The 18,264-nt window shown below is 45.7% G+C and carries 16 protein-coding genes and 3 tRNA genes; 11 read left to right on the forward strand and 8 right to left on the reverse strand.

What is annotated here, in order from left to right:
- Positions 1–304 precede the first annotated feature (304 nt).
- The 4 genes from cdd (at position 305) to GSQ66_RS09030 (ending at position 4,152) form a co-directional block, all read left to right on the forward strand.
- A complete protein-coding gene (cdd, locus tag GSQ66_RS09015) occupies positions 305–790 on the forward strand; it encodes a cytidine deaminase (RefSeq protein ID WP_162427173.1) in 486 nt (161 codons plus the stop codon).
- Between the two features lie 53 nt (positions 791–843).
- Entirely contained in the window at positions 844–1,491 is a 648-nt protein-coding gene (locus GSQ66_RS09020; RefSeq protein ID WP_162427174.1) for an alpha/beta hydrolase, read from the forward strand.
- A gap of 235 nt (positions 1,492–1,726) precedes the next feature.
- Positions 1,727–2,560 carry a hypothetical protein gene (locus tag GSQ66_RS09025; protein WP_162427175.1) on the forward strand — a complete coding sequence of 278 codons (834 nt, stop codon included), beginning with the start codon at positions 1,727–1,729 and terminating at the stop codon, positions 2,558–2,560.
- A gap of 269 nt (positions 2,561–2,829) precedes the next feature.
- Positions 2,830–4,152, forward strand: coding sequence for a hypothetical protein (locus GSQ66_RS09030; RefSeq protein ID WP_162427176.1), 1,323 nt, complete (start codon positions 2,830–2,832; stop codon positions 4,150–4,152).
- A 109-nt stretch (positions 4,153–4,261) separates the two neighbouring features.
- Here the strand turns inward: GSQ66_RS09030 and GSQ66_RS09035 are convergent, their stop codons facing one another.
- Positions 4,262–4,675 (reverse strand): VOC family protein, encoded by a 414-nt coding sequence (locus tag GSQ66_RS09035; RefSeq protein ID WP_162427177.1) that lies wholly within the window; start codon positions 4,673–4,675, stop codon positions 4,262–4,264.
- 111 nt (positions 4,676–4,786) lie between these two features.
- On the opposite strand from GSQ66_RS09035, the gene GSQ66_RS09040 reads away from it, so the two are divergent.
- Positions 4,787–5,638, forward strand: coding sequence for an NHL repeat-containing protein (locus GSQ66_RS09040; RefSeq protein WP_238395879.1), 852 nt, complete (start codon positions 4,787–4,789; stop codon positions 5,636–5,638).
- 56 nt (positions 5,639–5,694) lie between these two features.
- On the opposite strand, the gene lgt is transcribed toward GSQ66_RS09040, so the two are convergent.
- The 4 genes from lgt to gyrB form a co-directional block, all read right to left on the reverse strand.
- The gene (lgt, locus tag GSQ66_RS09045) at positions 5,695–6,546 is read right to left on the reverse strand and encodes a prolipoprotein diacylglyceryl transferase (protein ID WP_162427179.1); all 852 of its coding nucleotides are present in this window, start codon (positions 6,544–6,546) and stop codon (positions 5,695–5,697) included.
- Between the two features lie 731 nt (positions 6,547–7,277).
- On the reverse strand, positions 7,278–9,380 hold the full coding sequence (gene ppk1, locus GSQ66_RS09050) for a polyphosphate kinase 1 (protein WP_162427180.1): 2,103 nt from the start codon (positions 9,378–9,380) through the stop codon (positions 7,278–7,280).
- Between the two features lie 154 nt (positions 9,381–9,534).
- Positions 9,535–10,185 (reverse strand): hypothetical protein, encoded by a 651-nt coding sequence (locus tag GSQ66_RS09055; RefSeq protein ID WP_162427181.1) that lies wholly within the window; start codon positions 10,183–10,185, stop codon positions 9,535–9,537.
- A gap of 226 nt (positions 10,186–10,411) precedes the next feature.
- The gene (gene gyrB / locus GSQ66_RS09060) at positions 10,412–12,367 is read right to left on the reverse strand and encodes a DNA topoisomerase (ATP-hydrolyzing) subunit B (protein ID WP_162427182.1); all 1,956 of its coding nucleotides are present in this window, start codon (positions 12,365–12,367) and stop codon (positions 10,412–10,414) included.
- 485 nt (positions 12,368–12,852) lie between these two features.
- Here gyrB and GSQ66_RS09065 point away from each other — a divergent pair, with 485 nt between their 5' ends.
- The 4 genes from GSQ66_RS09065 (at position 12,853) to GSQ66_RS09080 (ending at position 14,935) form a co-directional block, all read left to right on the forward strand.
- On the forward strand, positions 12,853–13,182 hold the full coding sequence (locus tag GSQ66_RS09065; protein WP_162427183.1) for a DMT family protein: 330 nt from the start codon (positions 12,853–12,855) through the stop codon (positions 13,180–13,182).
- A 245-nt stretch (positions 13,183–13,427) separates the two neighbouring features.
- Positions 13,428–13,862, forward strand: a complete 435-nt coding sequence (locus tag GSQ66_RS09070; RefSeq protein ID WP_162427184.1) for a hypothetical protein — start codon at positions 13,428–13,430, stop codon at positions 13,860–13,862.
- Positions 13,846–14,529, forward strand: a complete 684-nt coding sequence (locus GSQ66_RS09075; RefSeq protein ID WP_162427185.1) for an SCO family protein — start codon at positions 13,846–13,848, stop codon at positions 14,527–14,529. Before GSQ66_RS09070 ends, GSQ66_RS09075 begins: the two co-directional genes overlap by 17 nt.
- On the forward strand, positions 14,516–14,935 hold the full coding sequence (locus tag GSQ66_RS09080; RefSeq protein WP_162427186.1) for a c-type cytochrome: 420 nt from the start codon (positions 14,516–14,518) through the stop codon (positions 14,933–14,935). The genes GSQ66_RS09075 and GSQ66_RS09080 overlap by 14 nt, the downstream gene beginning before the upstream one ends.
- Positions 14,936–15,276: 341 nt before the next feature.
- Here GSQ66_RS09080 and GSQ66_RS09085 read toward each other — a convergent pair.
- From GSQ66_RS09085 to GSQ66_RS09095, 3 genes are all read right to left on the reverse strand, one after another.
- Positions 15,277–15,350 (reverse strand) — tRNA-Arg (locus GSQ66_RS09085).
- Between the two features lie 66 nt (positions 15,351–15,416).
- Positions 15,417–15,490, reverse strand: a tRNA-Pro gene (locus tag GSQ66_RS09090).
- Positions 15,491–15,600: 110 nt separating this feature from the next.
- Positions 15,601–15,687, reverse strand: a tRNA-Ser gene (locus GSQ66_RS09095).
- 320 nt (positions 15,688–16,007) lie between these two features.
- Here GSQ66_RS09095 and GSQ66_RS09100 point away from each other — a divergent pair.
- Together GSQ66_RS09100 and GSQ66_RS09105 are read left to right on the forward strand one after the other, a co-directional pair.
- A complete protein-coding gene (locus tag GSQ66_RS09100) occupies positions 16,008–16,979 on the forward strand; it encodes a VWA domain-containing protein (RefSeq protein WP_162427187.1) in 972 nt (323 codons plus the stop codon).
- A complete protein-coding gene (locus tag GSQ66_RS09105; protein WP_162427188.1) occupies positions 16,976–17,902 on the forward strand; it encodes an aerotolerance protein in 927 nt (308 codons plus the stop codon). The genes GSQ66_RS09100 and GSQ66_RS09105 overlap by 4 nt, the downstream gene beginning before the upstream one ends.
- Positions 17,903–18,264: the final 362 nt, after the last annotated feature.

An 18,264-nucleotide genomic window follows, 5' to 3' on the forward strand; every position in this document is an offset into this window, starting at 1 on the left:
TACTATCAGATCTTTCTATAGTTTAACTATAGTTTGCGTGAGGGATAGAGCGGTTCTAAGAATCTGTATAGTTGGTCACGAACTATAAAGTCGAAGATCCCGGACTTGCTTCGGGACGTGCCGCGAAAGCCCGACGGCTGTGCCGGTACGCCCGGTTACTTTTACTAAAGCCACGCCAGCTATAGTTTTAATTATGCTTCAAGTTAAGGATTACAGGCGCTAAGGCAAACGCTTTTATTGCTTTTCCGGAATATTCCTGTAATTTTATAGCCCTTTTCTATTTTTTGTATTGATACTTACCTAAATGGCAAATAAACTGACCATTAACATAGATATTGACGTACTGGATTCTGCTGCTGAACTGAGTGCACAGGAAATGCAAGCCATGGAACTGGCACAGCAAGCCGCAGCCGATGCCTATGCCCCTTATTCGAACTTTTTAGTAGGTGCTGCGCTGGTAATGGAAGATGGCAGCATGTTTAAAGGCAGCAACCAGGAAAACGCTGCTTACCCGTCGGGGTTATGTGCCGAGCGCACGGCTCTTTTTGCCCTTAGCGCCAACTACCCGAAAGCGAAAATTAAATTACTGGCCGTAACTGCCCGCCGCCGCAACGAGGAGGAATTTTTACCGGCCATGCCATGTGGCGCCTGCCGCCAGGTTATGGCCGAGTACGAGTTCAAACAAAAAGAGCCGATCCCGGTTTTGCTGCAGGCTGCCGATGGCAGGTACTATCGCTTTAACACCGTAGCCGACCTGTTGCCTTTCCAGTTTACTTCCGATCATTTGTAGGAAGCAAACTGCTGGTACTGCGTTAAAGGCTGCTTTAAACTCACTTCTGATCCATGACCGAGCAACACCTGCTAACACAGCGCACTGCCCGCTACTATAGTTTAGGGACTCCATCTGACGAGGTTACAGACCTCTGGATAGTTTGCCATGGTTACGGGCAGCTGGCCCGCTACTTTCTCCGTCATTTTGCTCCTCTGGATAATGGCCGCACAATTATAGTTGCGCCCGAAGCGCTTTCACGGTTTTACCTGGATGGATTTTCGGGGAGAGTGGGCGCCACCTGGATGACAAAAGAAGACCGTTTGACGGAAATTGAAGACCAGGCCGCTTACCTTACGTTGCTGCTGCAAACCCAGCTGCAACAACTATCTGCTGAAGTACGGGTAACTATAGTTGGCTTTTCGCAGGGTGGCGCTACAGTTAGCCGCTGGCTGGCCTCCGGTGCTGCGCCTGTGCACCGGCTTATTCTTTGGGCCGCATCTTTCCCTGAAGATATTGATTTTACTGCCGGTAAAGCTGCTTTCACAAACCTGCCTGTTGCTATAGTTTATGGTACACAGGATGAATTTATAACACCCGAAAGTCTTCAGAAAAAACAACAGCTCCTGTCTGAATTAGGCATTGCACCTCAGTTCTATACTTTTGAAGGAGGCCATACGCTTGATGCGGCTACTTTGGTAAAGATAAATGAGCAACTATAACTTAAAGCTCTTAAAACAGCTCCGAGGTGTACTAACAGTGCCTCCCCTTACACACCAATTTCAACTATAAAGTTAAAGCAACTATAAACTAAGCAGAACTCCATTTTTACTTAGTATAATTTTATCAACAATAAGTTATAGTTTATACCTTTGCCCTACCCGCTACCTCTCTGAAAAACGCAGTATCAACCCTTCCTGCGCTTCATGATTAATTAACCACAACTAAAACAAGCTTATGAAAAAACTATTTATGCACAGCCACAGGCTATTGCAAACACTGGCGTTGGCTTCTGTCATCCTGCTTTCAGGTTGCGAAAAATCGCAGGATGTAGAACCAACAGCTTCGCTCGGTAATGATCAGAAAAAAGCGAAAACAACTGAGACAAAAATTTATTATGGCGATGCAGTTGCTATCGGGGATGGCACGGCCTGGGTTTGGGTTGAAGTGTTGCAGGGCAAACCGGTCGCCATGGGTATTGAGTTAACTGAAGGAGTGCTGGATGGTATCGCAGAACAGGAAATGTACGAAGTTGTACTTCCGCTGCCAGGCCAGGCACATTCTACAGGTTATAAAACGGTAACTATTGGCTGGAACCCGATGGGGCACGAACCAACCGGCGTGTATACTTTACCGCACTTCGATTTCCACTTTTTCATGCAGACCGAAGGGCAGATCATGCAGGTAGCTGGCGGTCCTGATGAAGGTGCCTGGTCGTTGGTTGGCACTGTTTTCCCTGAGTTTTATACGTTCGGCCCCGAACCGTTTGCCGTACCGCACATGGGCGTGCACTGGAGCGACGTACGTTCGCCTGAATTCTCGCCTGCCGGCTTCTCCCGAACATTTATTTATGGCTCTCATGATGACAGAGTTACGTTCCTGGAGCCAATGATAACGCTGGAATACCTGGAAAGCCTGGCTGCCGGCGACGCTGAAACACTGCCTGTACCTTCACTCCTGAGTTATGTTGATCCGGGTTATTATCCTCAGTCCTATACTGTAACATATACCGCTGACGGTACATATTCTATAGCGCTTACAGACCTTATGTTCCGAAACAGGAACATGTAAAACTATAGGTATTAACTATAATAGTGATCCCTTTCAGCTATAAATAAACTATAGCCGAAAGGGATCACTGTTTTAAGCTTTCATCTCTGGCAACTACCTGGCTATCAATACTGACCGCTATACATTGAACTACCATCGCCATACAAAAAACACGCACATCTATTAGAACATTAATATATTTACTTGCGTATATACCAAAAATCACAATATAAGTGCTTACTCCATATTTTTCTCCGGAGATCTGTCTTTCTAACTAAAACCCTTATTTTATGCAAAAAAAGTTATACGCTTTCCTCTGCTGTTGCTTTGTGTCGGTTTCAGTTTTCGCCCAGAGTAAGATCAATATCACTTCTAACATCCCCGATGCTAAATTCTTTATGCTTCGTGAATCCGATAATTCCGAGGTCGCCGAACTTGGTGTGGGAAGCATCGAACTGAAACTGTCGAAAGACTCCCGGAACAGGATCAAGATCGTGAAGGAAGGTTATGAACCGCTGATAAAAGAATATCCGCGAACTATAAAATGGGAGAAGGAACAGAAAATAGCCCTGGAAAACCGCCTGGTAGACATAAGCGTGGAGCCCTACGATGCCGAAATTTATGTGGATGGCCGCATGATCGGGACAAAACGTACAAACCTGGTAATTGGCAAAGGCAAGTTTCTGACCTTAGAAGTTAAAAAAACAGGCTTTGCGCCGATCACTAAAATTTACTACAACGCTCCGGACCGCGAAGCGCCACCGATTAAAGATTTTTTTGAGATGAAAGACCGCCAGGTTCGCCTGGAAGTGTTCCCGGCTGATGCCACGGTACAAATAAATGGCGTTTCGAAAGGCAGAGGCACCTCAGATATTACTATACCGAACGGCGAATGTGTAACTGTAAATGTAGTGCGCGAAGGCTATGCTGACGTAACCCAGGTATTCTGCAACAAACCCGCCACCGACCCGGCCCCTCCCATCCGTTTCAGAGCAGCTTTAGAGGACCGGCTGGTAAAAATAACCACCGCCCCAGCCGATGCTAACATTGAAGTGGCCGGTAAAATACTGGGTGTGGGCAAATATGATCTTAAAGTTCCTAAAAATGATTGTGTAGAAGTTCGTGTGGTGAAAGATGGGTTCATCAGGTTTACGAAAAGCTACTGCAACCAAACCAACATGCAGGAACCACCATTAACCGAATTTGTAGAGATGGTAGAAGATGAAGCTTACAACTCCTCTATTTCTACGGACATGGCCAACGTGCGCATAACCATACCCGTGAATAAAACGATAGCCCCTGAAGATGCCTGGCGCACGCTAAGCTCCATTATTACCCGCAGTTTTGATGTGCTGGAAACAGTAGACTATAATACAGGCTATCTTACAACCTCGTGGCAGGTACAGAACTTTAACGGCATGAGCACCATCCGGACGCGTATGATCGTGAGCAGCGGCGGTAACTCTAACGAGCTGACCTACGTGGTAAAAATAATCAGCCAGCGGGCCGACGGTGTAATAAGCGTAAAAGAAGATCAGCTTTTCTCGGACTGGGGAAGGTTACTGAAGCGCTACGGTGGGATTGTAGAAGAACTGCAGTCGCGTTTACAATAAGATAAACTATAGTTATAGCAAAAGCCTCAGGACTAGTTCTGGGGCTTTTGTTTTATAGTTCGCAAGCTAAAACCTATAGTTAAAAGATCGCCACCCACCTTTCAATTTTCTAACTTTCTAACTTTTCAACTTTTCTCTCCCACATGCCATCCATCACAACTTCCAGCAGATGCTTATCCGGGTCCCGGAAATAAAACGACAGGAAACCTCCGCCCCAGTCATATTCCTGTTCAATAGGTATACCGGCGGTTTCTATAGTTGCTTTTGTTGGTGCGTAGTTTTCTTTACTTACTTCAAAGGCCAGGTGCAGCTCGCCCGAACCAAAATGCGGTGGCAGGCTGCCTGGTTTACGCGCTGCTTCCGCTATAAAGCATAACAGCACCGAACTACCCACCCTGAAAAACACATGCCTCCCGGGCACTTCGCCAATCACATCAAACTTAAGCAAGCCGTTGTAAAAAGCTTTGGTCTTTGCCAGGTCCGACACATACAGGCAGGTTTCCTTTATTTTCAGGATATCCATTTATAGTTGCGAAAACGTTGTTTTGAAAAAACTATATAGTAAACGTAAGACCTTATAGTACGTTTACCGTAGGTACCAACAGCATTATTTACGCCCTTTTTTATGAAACTTATGATAAAAATCTTTATTGTTTTTGCATCTGTCCTGGCTATTGCCTTTTATTTTCTTCGTAACCGGGACCAGGCTACACCCACCTCAAAAGCAATAAAATCCGAAACTGGTAAATTCGAAACGCTTGCCCCCTTACCCAGTGTTGTAAAAGAAAGTTCAGGGATTGAGACTATGCCCGAAAAAGGAAATTATCTTACCCATAACGACGCGAACAACCAACCTTATCTTTACGAGATAAACGAAAACGGGAAGCTGGTAAAAACCTACAAATTTAAACTGCCCAATGTAGACTGGGAAGACCTGACACGGGACGATAACGGAAATTTATACATCGGCGATATTGGCAACAACAACAGCAAACGCAGCGAACTGGCCATTTATAAAGTACCTTTCAGCGAAATGGCAAACCCTCAGGCCATCCGCTTCACATACGAAGACTATGAAGGTAAACCGTCTAAAAAAGATAAGAACAGTTTTGACAGCGAAGCATTTTTCTGGTATGATGGCAATCTCTACCTGATATCAAAAGACCGCAATGGAAGCCATGAAGCAAAGGTTTACCAACTCCCTGACAAGCCTGGCACTTATACAGCTAAAAAGATAGGAACAATAAAAATGACCGACCGGGTTACAAGCGCATGCATCAGTCCTGATGCTAGTATGATTGTGTTGCTAAGCGAAGGTAAAATCCATCTGTATCGGAATGTAGATAACCCTGAATTATTTTTTGAAGGTAAACCTGAAGAAATACAACTGAGCGGCGCCGGCCAGACAGAGGCTGTCACTTTTAAAGATAATAACACACTTATACTTACCAGCGAAGGCGGCAATCTTTTCCAGTATACGTTTTAAACCCGAACTATGAAATAAAATGGGGCTGTAGTTTATCACCACAGCCCCATTTTATTTTATTTAACTTCTGCCAGTTTACCTCCCGGCAACCCCGGCTTCGGATTTCGCCATACTCTGAACAGTACAAACAGCCCAATAAATATAAGCGGGATGCTCAAAAGCTGTCCGATGTTTAAGGTCATTGTTGCTTCCTTTGCCACCTGATCCTCTTTCAGGAATTCTATAACAAATCTGAAACTAAAGAGCAGTGTTACAAACAAACCGAAAAGCAACCCAAGCGGCAATGCTTCTTTATACTTTTTCCAGAGCCAGTAAAGCAACACAAACAGGCCAAAAACCATAATGGACTCATAGAGCTGTGCCGGGTGGCGTGGGTCCTGCGAGGCGGCTACACCGTTAATTATTTCGTTGTTTCTCAGGAACTTAAAAGCCCATGGCACATCCGTCACTTTCCCGATTATTTCGGAGTTCATCAGGTTACCTAAACGGATAAGCGCACCGCCCAGGGCAACCACTATTACAATGCGGTCGAGCACCCACATGTAATTAAATTTATGATTTCGGCTAAATAACCACAGTGCGAAAAGAATACCTATAGTTGCTCCGTGGCTCGCCAATCCGCCTTCCCATATTTTCAGTATCTCGATCGGGTTGCTCAAGTAATATTCAGGGTCGTAAAAAAGTGTATGACCTAGTCGGGCACCAACTACTGTACCAATGATCATGTATAGCGTTATAGCATCTACATCGCCTTCGGTACGGCCTTCAGCCACATAGATTTTGGTAAGGATGCGTTGCCCAAACACAAAAGCCAGCGCAAAAAACAACCCATACCAACGGACAGAAACCGGCCCGATGTTAAATATTTCCGGATCTACGTTCCAGGTAATAAAATTCAGTAAACTCATAGTTAGGGTGATGATCGTATTTACCCAAAGTTACAATAAATCATGCAGGTACAAAATGGAAGGGTTAGAAGTAAGTTGATAAAACGGTTTTCTCTGTTGTCATCCCGAGCATTTTTGAGACGCGAGCCGAAGAGAGAGCCAGCCTAGCTGTGAAGGATCATATTTGTCCTGTAATTGAATTTGCCTCCCTTGTCATTTCGAACAAAGTGAGAAATCTGAGTGCTATAGTTGACTGCTTTACTATCCGAACCAAGCATTTCTTCTATAGCTGCTTCTAAACCTGGGAGCTCTACTTGCCTACTGTTCTATAGCTAGCTTTGGTGCCCTCATGGCCGGGAGGCCCCGTCTTGGGGGTAGGGGCCCTCGATAAGGGCATCGCGCTGCTGCTTTCTTGCTACCCTCTTACCTCGGGTTGCCTGACGGCACCGCAACAAAGCAAAGGCGCTCATCCCAAAGACTGTGATCAGGTCGATAGTTATAGTTTAAAGGAACTGCTATAGTTGCATCGCTTTATCGTGGTGGTATTTCCGTAGGGACAGGCCGTGACCTGTCCTATCAACAGGCTGTAACTATAGAACTACAACTCAAACTACAACTATAGCTGAAATTCCCCTCCCGGGAGGGGCAGGGGTGGGTTAACTATACAAGGTCCTGTAACTAATCAAGATGACAAAAAATATCCCCAAGAAAAAACCCTCTCTTATTGCTAAGGGAGGGTTTTGAGAATTTACTTAAACCAGCTCTACATCCATGTTCTCATAAATAGTACGGTTGTAGAATATCTTGTGAATGTCCACTACATCTTCCCCGGCGGCAGGGCGTTTTTTAACGTAGGTCCCGTCTTCGCGCATAATGTAGGAGTTCTGATTATCGAGCAGGTTGTAGTGCAGAATCGAAATGGCCTCGCGTTTCAGGTCTTCGTTCAGTATCAGGAACAGGGCCTCTATTCTCCTGTCAAAGCTGCGGACCATTACATCAGCGCTGCCGCTGTAAACTTTGGCATCGCCGCTGTTATGGAAATAATAAATACGGCTGTGTTCCAGGTATTCCCCAACTATAGATTTCACGAAAATATTCTCGCTCAGATCTTCGCGACCCGGTCGCAGACAGCAAATACCACGAACTATAAGTTTTATAGGAACACCGGCCTTGGATGCCTTGTAAAACTCGTCCATTACCTCTTTATCTTCCAGCGAGTTGATCTTGATCACAATACCGCTTTTCAGTCCTTTTTTAGCATTCCGGGCCTCGTTACGAATCAGCTCGATCAACTGGTTACGAAGGCCTTTCGGCGAGGTCATCAGCGATTTGTATTCGTTCGGACGGGAGTGGCCGGTAATTACATTAAAGAATTCGGAAACATCGTGCGCGTAAATCTCATCGGTTGTAAGCAAACTGACATCAGAATACAAACGGGCTGTTTGCTCGTTATAGTTACCGCTGCCGATGTGCACATAACGCGTTACCTTCTCCCCTTCTTTCCGGATGATCATCAGCATTTTGGTATGCGTTTTATACTTGCTGATACCATAAATTACAAAGCAGCCGGCTTTTTCCAGGCGGTCACCTTCTTTCAGGTTACGCTCTTCATCAAATCGGGCTTTAACTTCAAACAACACCGATACGTGTTTTCCGTTTTCGGCGGCTTTCAGTAACGCGGCAGTAACGCGGCTCTGGTCTGCGAGGCGGTATATCGTTTGTTTAATTCCCAGCACATACGGGTCTTCGGCGGCGCGCTCCAGCAACTGTACCACCGGCTCCATGCTGTTATAAGGATGGTGTAGCAACACGTCGTGCTCTTTCAGGTACTGGAACAGGTCTATGCCATCGCTTGGCAGGCTGCGCGGCATCACAGACGATGGTTGTTTAAAGCAACGGTCTTTGAACTGCCGGTGGTTAATGATTTGCCACAGCGCGCGCAGGTCTATTAAACTATTGATTGTAAAGACGTTGGCATTATCGATAACCCAGCGATCCTTCAGTACTTTCATCATAAAAGCCGACGGATTCCGCTCTACTTCCAGGCGTACCACCCGCCCTTTTTTACGGGTCTTAAGCTTGGATTTTATTTCCTGTACAAAGTCCGCTTCAATGTCGTCTGATTCTTCGAGGGTAAAATCGCCGTTTCGGGTAATGCGGAATAGGTTAACTGAAACGATATCTACATTACGGAACAGCTTTTTTATTTTCCAGCGGATAATTTCTTCAATAGGTACAAATATGATCTTGTCCTTGCGGTTGATCTCGTAGAAACGCGCCAGGTTTTGTGGTATCTGTACAAAGGTCAGGCGGTCCTGTGCTTTCTGCTCATCGTCGGTGCGGGTAACTACACCAAAGGTCAGCAGCTGGTTCATGAGTAGCGGAAAACCATGGTAATTATCGAACACCATGGGTGTAAGCAGCGGGAATATGGTATTCTTAAAGTACCCGTCTACTTTCTTCTGCTCTATTTCGGTCAGTTCGCCAACCATCAGCACGTCAAAGCCACTCTTATCGAAAAGCGGTTTCAGTTCGTTGTTATAGGTCAGGTACTGGTCGTTTACAAAACGGTGCGAATAATCCAAGAGCTTCTTGCGGAAAGGAAGCTCACGAAGGCCCGAATAATCTGTACGCTCTTTACCGTAGTCGATATAGTTGTACAAACTGCCCACCCTGATCATGAAAAACTCGTCGAGGTTAGACGAGGTAATGGCCAGGAACTTGAGCCTGTCAAAAATAGACTTGTTTGTATCGCGGGCCTGGTCGAGTACGCGGTAATTAAAGCGTAGCCAGCTCAGGTCGCGGCTTATGTATTTACTTTTCTTTATCTGGTCAGAGACCTTATTTATAAGCATGTTAACAGTAGAATTTAAAGCCGATCAGGGTTTGAGATCAGTTTTTATCAGGATGAAATTTGTACTTAGTGCTAATATATAGTTTGTAACGGATATTGCACAGTTTTAGCCATCCCAATACGCATTTATTATAGCCTCAGCCAGCTTTTATAGTTTAATCTATAGTTTGATCCGAATAATTGTTACCTAAATCAATAACATACACGATGCCTGCCGCTACCGTTACCCCGTTTATAGCGGTAAGAGAAGTATAATTGCGGTAAGCCCCACCCTCTTGTGTTGCTCTGGAAAAAGACGCTGGGGTAAGATACCTGGAAGTAGTGCCACTCAGGTATTCAATACTCCCTTCGAAGCGCCATTTGTCGCCTCCGATCTGCAATCCTGTCCGGGCACCGTATCCCAGAGATATCGAAGTAAAACCAGAGCTGCTTTCAGATGGATGATCATCGTTTTCGTAAGTCATGAACCGCAAACCCAGCAACGCATAGGCAAATGGATGAAAGTATCTGGCTACAGTAGTTTTGGCACCAAAATGTGTATTTAAAATGCTCATGCCGGCCCTCATATCCGAGTTCGCATCAAAAACCAGGATATTCCGGGAATAACTGATTCCGCCAGCCCAGGGCTTTTCTGATGGTTTTATAAGTAACGTCGGTTCATAGCCTATAGCCGCATACGTATCTCCGAACTTACCGCCAAAGCCTGTCACCCGTGCTTTTAGCGAAACGTCAACCTGTGCGAACACAACAATAGGCAAGAACATAAAACAGGCTAAAACAGATACCGATGCCTTAAAAGCTTTCATAAATAAACTATAGATAAAAGGAGTAAGAACTATAAATTGGGTTATTTACCGCTGCGCTATGCCCTGAATATCAGCTTTAAGTGCCAGCAGTTTTTCTAATATAAACTAACATTACTAACTATGAATATACATCATTCCTGCCTGAAAATTTATAGTTTCGGCAACAAAAAAAGCCGGCTATACTTTGCAGTACAGCCGGCTTTCAAATTTATAGTTTAACTATAGCTTACACGTCTACGCGTGCATACTTCGAGTTACGCTCAATAAAGTCGCGGCGAGGGCCAACTTCGTCGCCCATCAGCATCGAGAACAGGTGGTCGGCTTGTGCAGCAGATTCTATAGTTACCTGCTTTAAGCTTCTCACTTCCGGGTTCATAGTTGTAGTCCAGAGCTGTTCCGGGTTCATCTCACCGAGACCTTTGTAACGCTGTACGCCTACGCTGTCGTCTTTACCTTTACCAAGCTCTGCAATTGCGTCGATACGATCCTGCTCGCTCCAGCAATAACGCTCTTCCTTACCTTTTTTAACCAGGTAAAGCGGTGGCAAGGCAATATAGATATAGCCATTCTCTATCAGCTCCTTCATATAACGGAAGAAGAACGTCAGGATCAGGGTTCTGATGTGCGAACCGTCCACGTCCGCATCCGTCATGATGATGATACGGTGATAGCGAAGTCTTTCCATGTTAAGGGCTTTCTCGCCCTCAGAGGTACCAAAGCTTACACCAAACGCCTGGATCATGTTCTTGATCTCTTCGTTCTCGTAAATGCGGTGCTCCTGTGCTTTCTCCACGTTCAGGATCTTACCACGAAGTGGCAGAATAGCCTGGAACCTACGGTTACGGCCCTGTTTGGCAGATCCACCCGCTGAGTCACCCTCTACCAGGTATATTTCGCAGTTTTCAGGATCGCTGTCTGAGCAGTCGGCCAGTTTACCCGGCAAGCTGGTGCTCGAAAGTACGTTCTTGCGCTGTACCATTTCGCGGGCCTTGCGGGCTGCGTTACGGGCCTGTGCGGCAAGTATTACCTTCTGAACTATAATGCGGGCCTCCTTCGGATTTTCTTCCAGGAACTGGTTCAGCATTTCGCCAACGGCCGTATCCACAGCGCCACCCACATCAGAGTTACCTAATTTGGTTTTGGTCTGTCCTTCAAACTGCGGCTCCTGCACTTTTACTGAGATTACAGCTGTTAAGCCTTCTCTAAAGTCGTCACCGGCAATGTCTATCTTCAGCTTATCCAGCATGCCAGACTTATCTGCATAAGCCTTCAGCGTACGGGTAAGCGCTCTACGGAAACCACCTACGTGCGTACCACCTTCAATGGTGTTGATGTTGTTTACATACGAGAAAATATTCTCGGTATAGGAGGTGTTATACTGTAATGCAATCTCAACAGGAACACCGTTCTTCTCACTTTCAATATAAATAGGCTCCGGTATCAGGTTTTCGCGGGTCTCATCCAGGTAAGCCACAAATTCTTTAAGACCACCTTCTGAGTAAAACGATTCGCTCAGAGGCTCGCCCTGCTCGTTTAGCTCACGCATATCCTTCAGGTTAATGCGGATGCCTTTGTTAAGGTAAGCCAGTTCGCGTAAGCGACCTGCTACTGTATCGTATTTGTACTCGGTTACCGTAAAAATGGAAGCATCCGGCTGAAAGGTAACCGTTGTACCTGTTCTGTCAGTTGTTCCGATCTCGCGAACCGGGTAAGCCGGTGCACCAATGTTGTAATGCTGCTCAAATATCTTCCCGTTACGGTGCACTGTTACGTGCATGTCAGTTGATAAGGCGTTAACGCAGGATACACCCACGCCATGCAGACCACCGGATACTTTATAAGTGTCTTTATCGAATTTACCACCGGCATGCAGTACCGTCATTACTACCTCCAGGGCAGAGCGGCCTTCTTTCTGGTGAAAATCTGTAGGAATACCACGGCCGTTATCCGATACCGTAACAGAGTTGTGTTCGTTAATGGTAACATTGATCTCATCGCAGTGGCCGGCAAGGGCCTCATCGATCGAGTTATCTACTACTTCCCAAACCAGGTGGTGTAAGCCTTTTATACCAATGTCACCGATATACATGGCCGGACGTTTACGAACTGCTTCCAGTCCTTCCAGTACCTGTATACTATCTGCTGAATAATTATTTGCTCTTTGTGCTTCTACTTCACTCATGTGTGTCAATAAGGTAGATTAATAGGTAAAATTACCACTTTTATTTCGATTATGCTATACTTTCTCCGGCTAAAAAGTACCTGTAGCTGACAGGTAAAAGTTTAGGGTTCTGAAGTGGTAAAGCACAACTATATATCAACAAAGAAGCGATCCTTTTAGTGCCTGTTTCACAGCCTTCTACCTGATAAAACACAAAGGGCAGCCTATAGTTACAGGCTGCCCTCAGGCAATGTTAAAAACAGGAAAATCTATCGTTAAACCCGGGCTGAAATTTTAAAGCAAACTATAGCTCTGAACTGGAAGTAAATCTGTTACCGCATAACTTCATCACCCGGTTTATTCATTCTTTTTTATAGTTGTAGGAAGCACCTCCATCTTAGCGCTAAACTATAAACGCAAAGGCTATAGTTTAAAGTATAAAATCAGGTGCAGGAAGGTATCAGTTGCAGATATTTTATTCAAATTTGCGGCTATACTTTTGCCTTATGAAAACGATAGTTCTGCTGCTGATTTCCAACATCTTTATGACCTTTGCCTGGTATGGCCATTTGAAGTATAAGGATGTATCGCTCTGGAAAGTAATTCTGATCAGCTGGCTCATTGCTTTTTTTGAGTACTGCTTCCAGGTGCCGGCCAACCGCATCGGGCATGGGCAATTCACTGCTTTTCAGCTTAAAACAATACAGGAAGTAATAACGCTGGTAGTCTTTATCGGCTTTTCTGTTTTCTATCTCCGCGAAGAAGTAAAGTGGAATTACATCGTCGGCTTTATCCTGATCCTTGCCGCCGTATTCTTTGTGTTCAAGAAATGGTAGGCTTTTAATGAGTAATGACTAATGACTAATGATGAATGACTAATTCACATTACTTACTATTCATTACTTACTATTCATTACTCATTCATCATTACTCATTCATCATTACTCATTCCTAATTATTCATTAGTCATTACCTGCCTGCTTTCTGTAAGGTAAACCCAATTTAAAGCTGCCTTCATTTTTACATTCCTGTATTTGCCCGTACCTTCGTGGTGTAATTCAAAAGCTTCATTCTGAAACACATGAAAAAGCTGATCTTGCTGCTTGCTTTGCCCTTTGCTATAGTTGCCGGTTGCCAATCGGGGCCAACCGAGGCGGAACAGAAAACTGAACTCGAGAACCATGTGATGGTTGTACACGATTCTGCAATGGCTAACATGGGCACTATTATTAAAATGCGCCGCAACCTGCAGGCCCTCTCTGATACTTTAGCAACACAGCAAACCGACACTGCAACTATAACAAAGCTGCAGCAAAGCGTTACCGGCCTTAAGGCTGCTGACGAAGACATGATGAACTGGATGCGCAACTATAAAGCACCTGATACGCTGAAACACCAGCAGGCCATGGACTACCTGCAGCAGGAATTACAGAAAATTGAGAAAGTAAAAGTCACCATGGACAGCACTATAAAAGCTGCCCGCGCTATTTACCAGCAACATGAACCTAAAAATTAACTATATCCTGAAGCAAACTATAGTTGCCTCTGCTTTTATTTGTGCATCAGCTTTGACCTATAGTTGCCAGAGTAAATCAGCAGACCAAACCTTACCTATACTAGGCTCCCGTGAGCCTGTAGAGCGTGTAGTGGATGGCAAAACTATAGTTGATACCGTTTATCACCAGATACCTGACTTCGCTTTTACAGACCAGGACAGCCAGCGCGTAACACAGGAAACAGTAGCGGGAAAGATCTATGTGACAGATTTCTTTTTTACGACCTGCCCCAGCATCTGCCCTAAAATGAAGAGCCAGATGCTGCGCATTTACGAAGCTTACAAAGATAACCCGAACGTAGTGCTCCTCTCCCATACCATAGACCCTGCACATGATACCGTGGCCGTTTTAAAAGAGTATGCCGAGCGCCTGAACGTTGAAACAGACAAGTGGCATTTTGTGACCGGCGACCGCGACAGCATTTACGACATGGCCCTGCAGTATTTTGTAGGCGTGCAGGAAGATGACCAGGCAGAAGGTGGCTTTGCGCACAGCGGCGACTTTATGCTGATAGACCAGAACCGCCACATACGCGGCCATTACCACGGCACCGAACAGGAAGATGTAGACAGGCTGATAAAGGATATGGAGATACTGCTGAAAGAACAACAGCATGAACAAAAGTAGACTTATAGTAAGTGTGTTTGGTGCACTGGCGCTTGCAACGCTTACACAATGCTTTACCGATAAACAGAACCAGGGCCAGAAACTATACGTGCAGCATTGCCAGAGCTGCCACATGGAGGATGGTTCCGGCCTGCGTGGCCTTATACCACCAATAGCCAAAGCTGATTACCTACAAACCCACCGCGACGAACTAGCCTGCCTTATCCGCAATGGCGCTGACGGCCCGATGGTAGTAAATGGCATTGAATACAACAAAGAAATGCCGGGCGTGCATACCCTTCGCGAAGACGAGATAACTAACCTGCTAAACTATATCCAGACTAACTTCGGCAACAAGAACAAACGTTATACAATGACCGAGGTGGAAGAAATGCTGGAAATCTGCCCGGTGCCACACGGAGAATAAGTTGTAGCTATAGTTTGGTAACGGAACATCACATGGTTTCAACTATACGAGATCACGGGATTAGCTTCAGGAATTTCATGTTGCTGTTTCGGACATCCCTGTCCGAAAATTTTCCTGCTGCGGACTTCCTAGTCCGCTTAATTGGGAAGATAATCTACGGGGATAAGGATATCGCGGGCAGATAGCATTCGGACTAAGAAGTCCGAATGAGCGGCGTGGCCTATATAATATGAGCGGCATTCTTATTAAAATCTAATAAAGAACTGCTCTAAGTTAAAACTTTACAAAAACACTGCAAAAGCAAAAAGCCCTGTAAATCAATGATTTACAGGGCTTTTTAGTGATCCCGTTTGGATTCGAACCAAAGACCTACTGCTTAGAAGGCAGTTGCTCTATCCAGCTGAGCTACGAGACCATGGTTACAGTAAGTTACTGTATCCTTTAAACAAAAAATTTCGGAATTGCTTCCGAAATTTTTAAGTCGGGGTGGCAGGATTCGAACCTACGACCTCCACATCCCAAATGTGGCGCGATACCGGGCTACGCTACACCCCGAACTATGCTTTCAACTCCGGTAAACACTTGCGTGTTGTTATTGTTGAACGCGGTGCAAAAGTAAGAGAAGTTTTTAAACTGTCAAACAAATTTTAAAAATATTTCTCTTGCGGAGGAGGGGGGATTCGAACCCCCGGTACCGTTACCAGTACGGCAGTTTAGCAAACTGCTGGTTTCAGCCACTCACCCACCCCTCCGGGGCTCTTTCTGCTAAAGAGTATGCAAACTTACAAAAACTTTACGACCGCGCAATAGCCTCTCCCAAATTTTAAACACCTTTTTCAGCCAAATTAACCTGCCTCCTCCCCCAGCTTCGGCTTAAGTAATTGATACTAAATCAGCTTGCCATTATCCTACTGGCAAAAGTTTTTTCGGCCCGGGTACAAAAAACTTTTAAAAGTGCGTTTCTGAGGCTAAAAGTGCATAGTTACAGGCTGCAGTTAATTCTTATCTTTGTAACTGGCGTGGCTATAGTTTAGTGCAAATTATAATAACGGGCCGCTTTTTTAACACAATCATGACCTGGTACCAGACCATCACCCTGCTCGAGATCCTGTTCGGTGCGCTCTTTTTTGGGCTGTACGCAGGCTACCTGTGGCGTGTGCGTCGCATAGCACATTTCTTTGGGCAGCGGCCGCATGGGGTCTGGGTTAAGTTTGTGCTGCGCCATCTTTACCTTATCCTGATAGTTATAGCTATTCTGGGGCCATCGTTCGGCGCCATGAAAAAAGAGATCAGAACGATAGGCAAGGACCTGTACATTGCTGTGGATCTTTCAGCCTCTATGAATGCTACCGACGTGCAGCCTACACGACTCGAAAAATCAAAACAGGAAATTCAGCGCCTGATCACGCGTTTCAACTCCGACCGGATGGGATTGATGATCTTCGGGGATGATGCCTATATACAAAGTCCGCTTACCTACGATCAGAATGCCCTGCAACTATACACCCGCACGCTAAATACAAACCTGCTGCCAAACACCGGTACAAACTATGAGCCTGTACTGCAACTGGCCCTCGAAAAGTTCGGGCAACTTGGTAACAGTCCTGCGGCTGAGCAAAAAGCCCGTGTACTGGTACTGATAAGCGATGGCGAGGATTTTGGAGATCAGGTAGAGCAATTGGCCGAACAGCTTCGCGAGCAGAATATAAGAGTATTTGCGCTTGGCGTGGGAACCACAGAAGGCAGCCGCATACCGGTAGGCAACACGTATAAGCGCGACAACGACGGCAATATAGTTACTACAAAACTGAACCCGGAGCCGCTTGTTAAACTGGCAGAACTTACCAATGGGCAATACTTTGAGGTAAATGACCGGGTAAGTGAAATAAGCAGGCTGGTGAGCGCTATTAATAATATAGAAGGCGAGCTGCGCGAAAGCAAAACGATAGATGTAACGGCCAATAAGTACGTGTATCCACTAGCTTTGGCGTTGTTACTTATTTTGCTGGATGCTCTTTTAACTATAAAGATCGTGCGGATATGAAAATGTGGCTGGCGATACTTCTCTTCCTGAGCATACCCGGAGCCGGAATACAAACCATCTCCAGGATAAACGACTATACGCAGCGCGCTGCTAAAGCTTACGAAAAGGAGAATTACGCCGAAGCCATAACCGCTTACGAATACCTGCTGGAAGACCTGGAGGTAAAAGACGACCAACTACGCTTAAACCTGGCGCACGCTTATTTCAAAGCCGGGCTCTGGGCTGATGCACAATATCACTACCGTTTGCTGGCCGATCATACTTCCAGCCATATCAGGTCGGTGGTGCACCTGCAGTTAGGCAACATTGCCAGTAACAGTAAAAAATACGCGCAGGCCCTCTCGCTGTACCGCAACTCCCTGGTGGCAAACCCTGAAAACGAGACGGCCCGCTACAACTACGAACTCCTGAAAAAGTACCTGGAACTGCACCCGGAAAAAGCCGAACAGGACAAACCGGACCCGGAACCGGATCAACCTGAAAGCGGGCAGTTGCCGCCTGCTGCTGAAGAAAACCTGGAACCACAGCCGAAACAAAACCCGGACGCTAAGGGCGATCAGGAACAGGAAACAGAAACGCCACAGCCAGATCCAGCCGGCCAGGACCAAAAACAAGGAGGGCAAAGTAATCAGTCTAAGCAAAAAGATAAAGAGCAGGCTGCCGGCAACGACCAGGGGGATATTGAAGGGCAGCAACTCAACAGCCAGTTCGACCCAAATCAAAAGAACCCGCGTGGCAGCAACGAAAATGCCTCTGCCGATGACAGCCGCGCCAAGACCCAGGCAGAGAGGCAACAGGTAAAGATCAGCGCTGAAAAAGCAAAGATGCTGCTTAATGCCATGCGCGATGCGGAACTGCAGTACCTGCAGCAGCTTCCTAAAAAAGCGAAGAGCGAAAAAGATAACAGAAAACCGGACTGGTAATAACTATAGTTTAACTTTTTATAGTTGAAAAACGGCCGCGCAGATGTCCTTGCTGTGTGTTTTCATCAGCGAGCATTTGTTAATGAAACTATAGTTGTCGGTAAAATACCATAGCCGTCAGGCTATAAATTAATTTTATAAAATTAATGCTCTTTCAAATGCTCTTTCGGACTTCCTAGTCCGAAAGCACTCTGCCGGGGACTTCCTAGTCCCCGTAGATAAGCCTTTCTTTTACGCGGACGTGGACGTCCGCAGCAGACGGGGGTAGGGGCTTTCTTTTAAGTTTCGGACATGGATGTCCGAAACAGCAATTTGCATTAGCATACGCCCTTGCTGTCTGTTTTCACCAACAAGCAAGGCAG

Source organism: Pontibacter pudoricolor (assembly GCF_010092985.1).
Classification (GTDB): Bacteria; Bacteroidota; Bacteroidia; order Cytophagales; family Hymenobacteraceae; genus Pontibacter; species Pontibacter pudoricolor.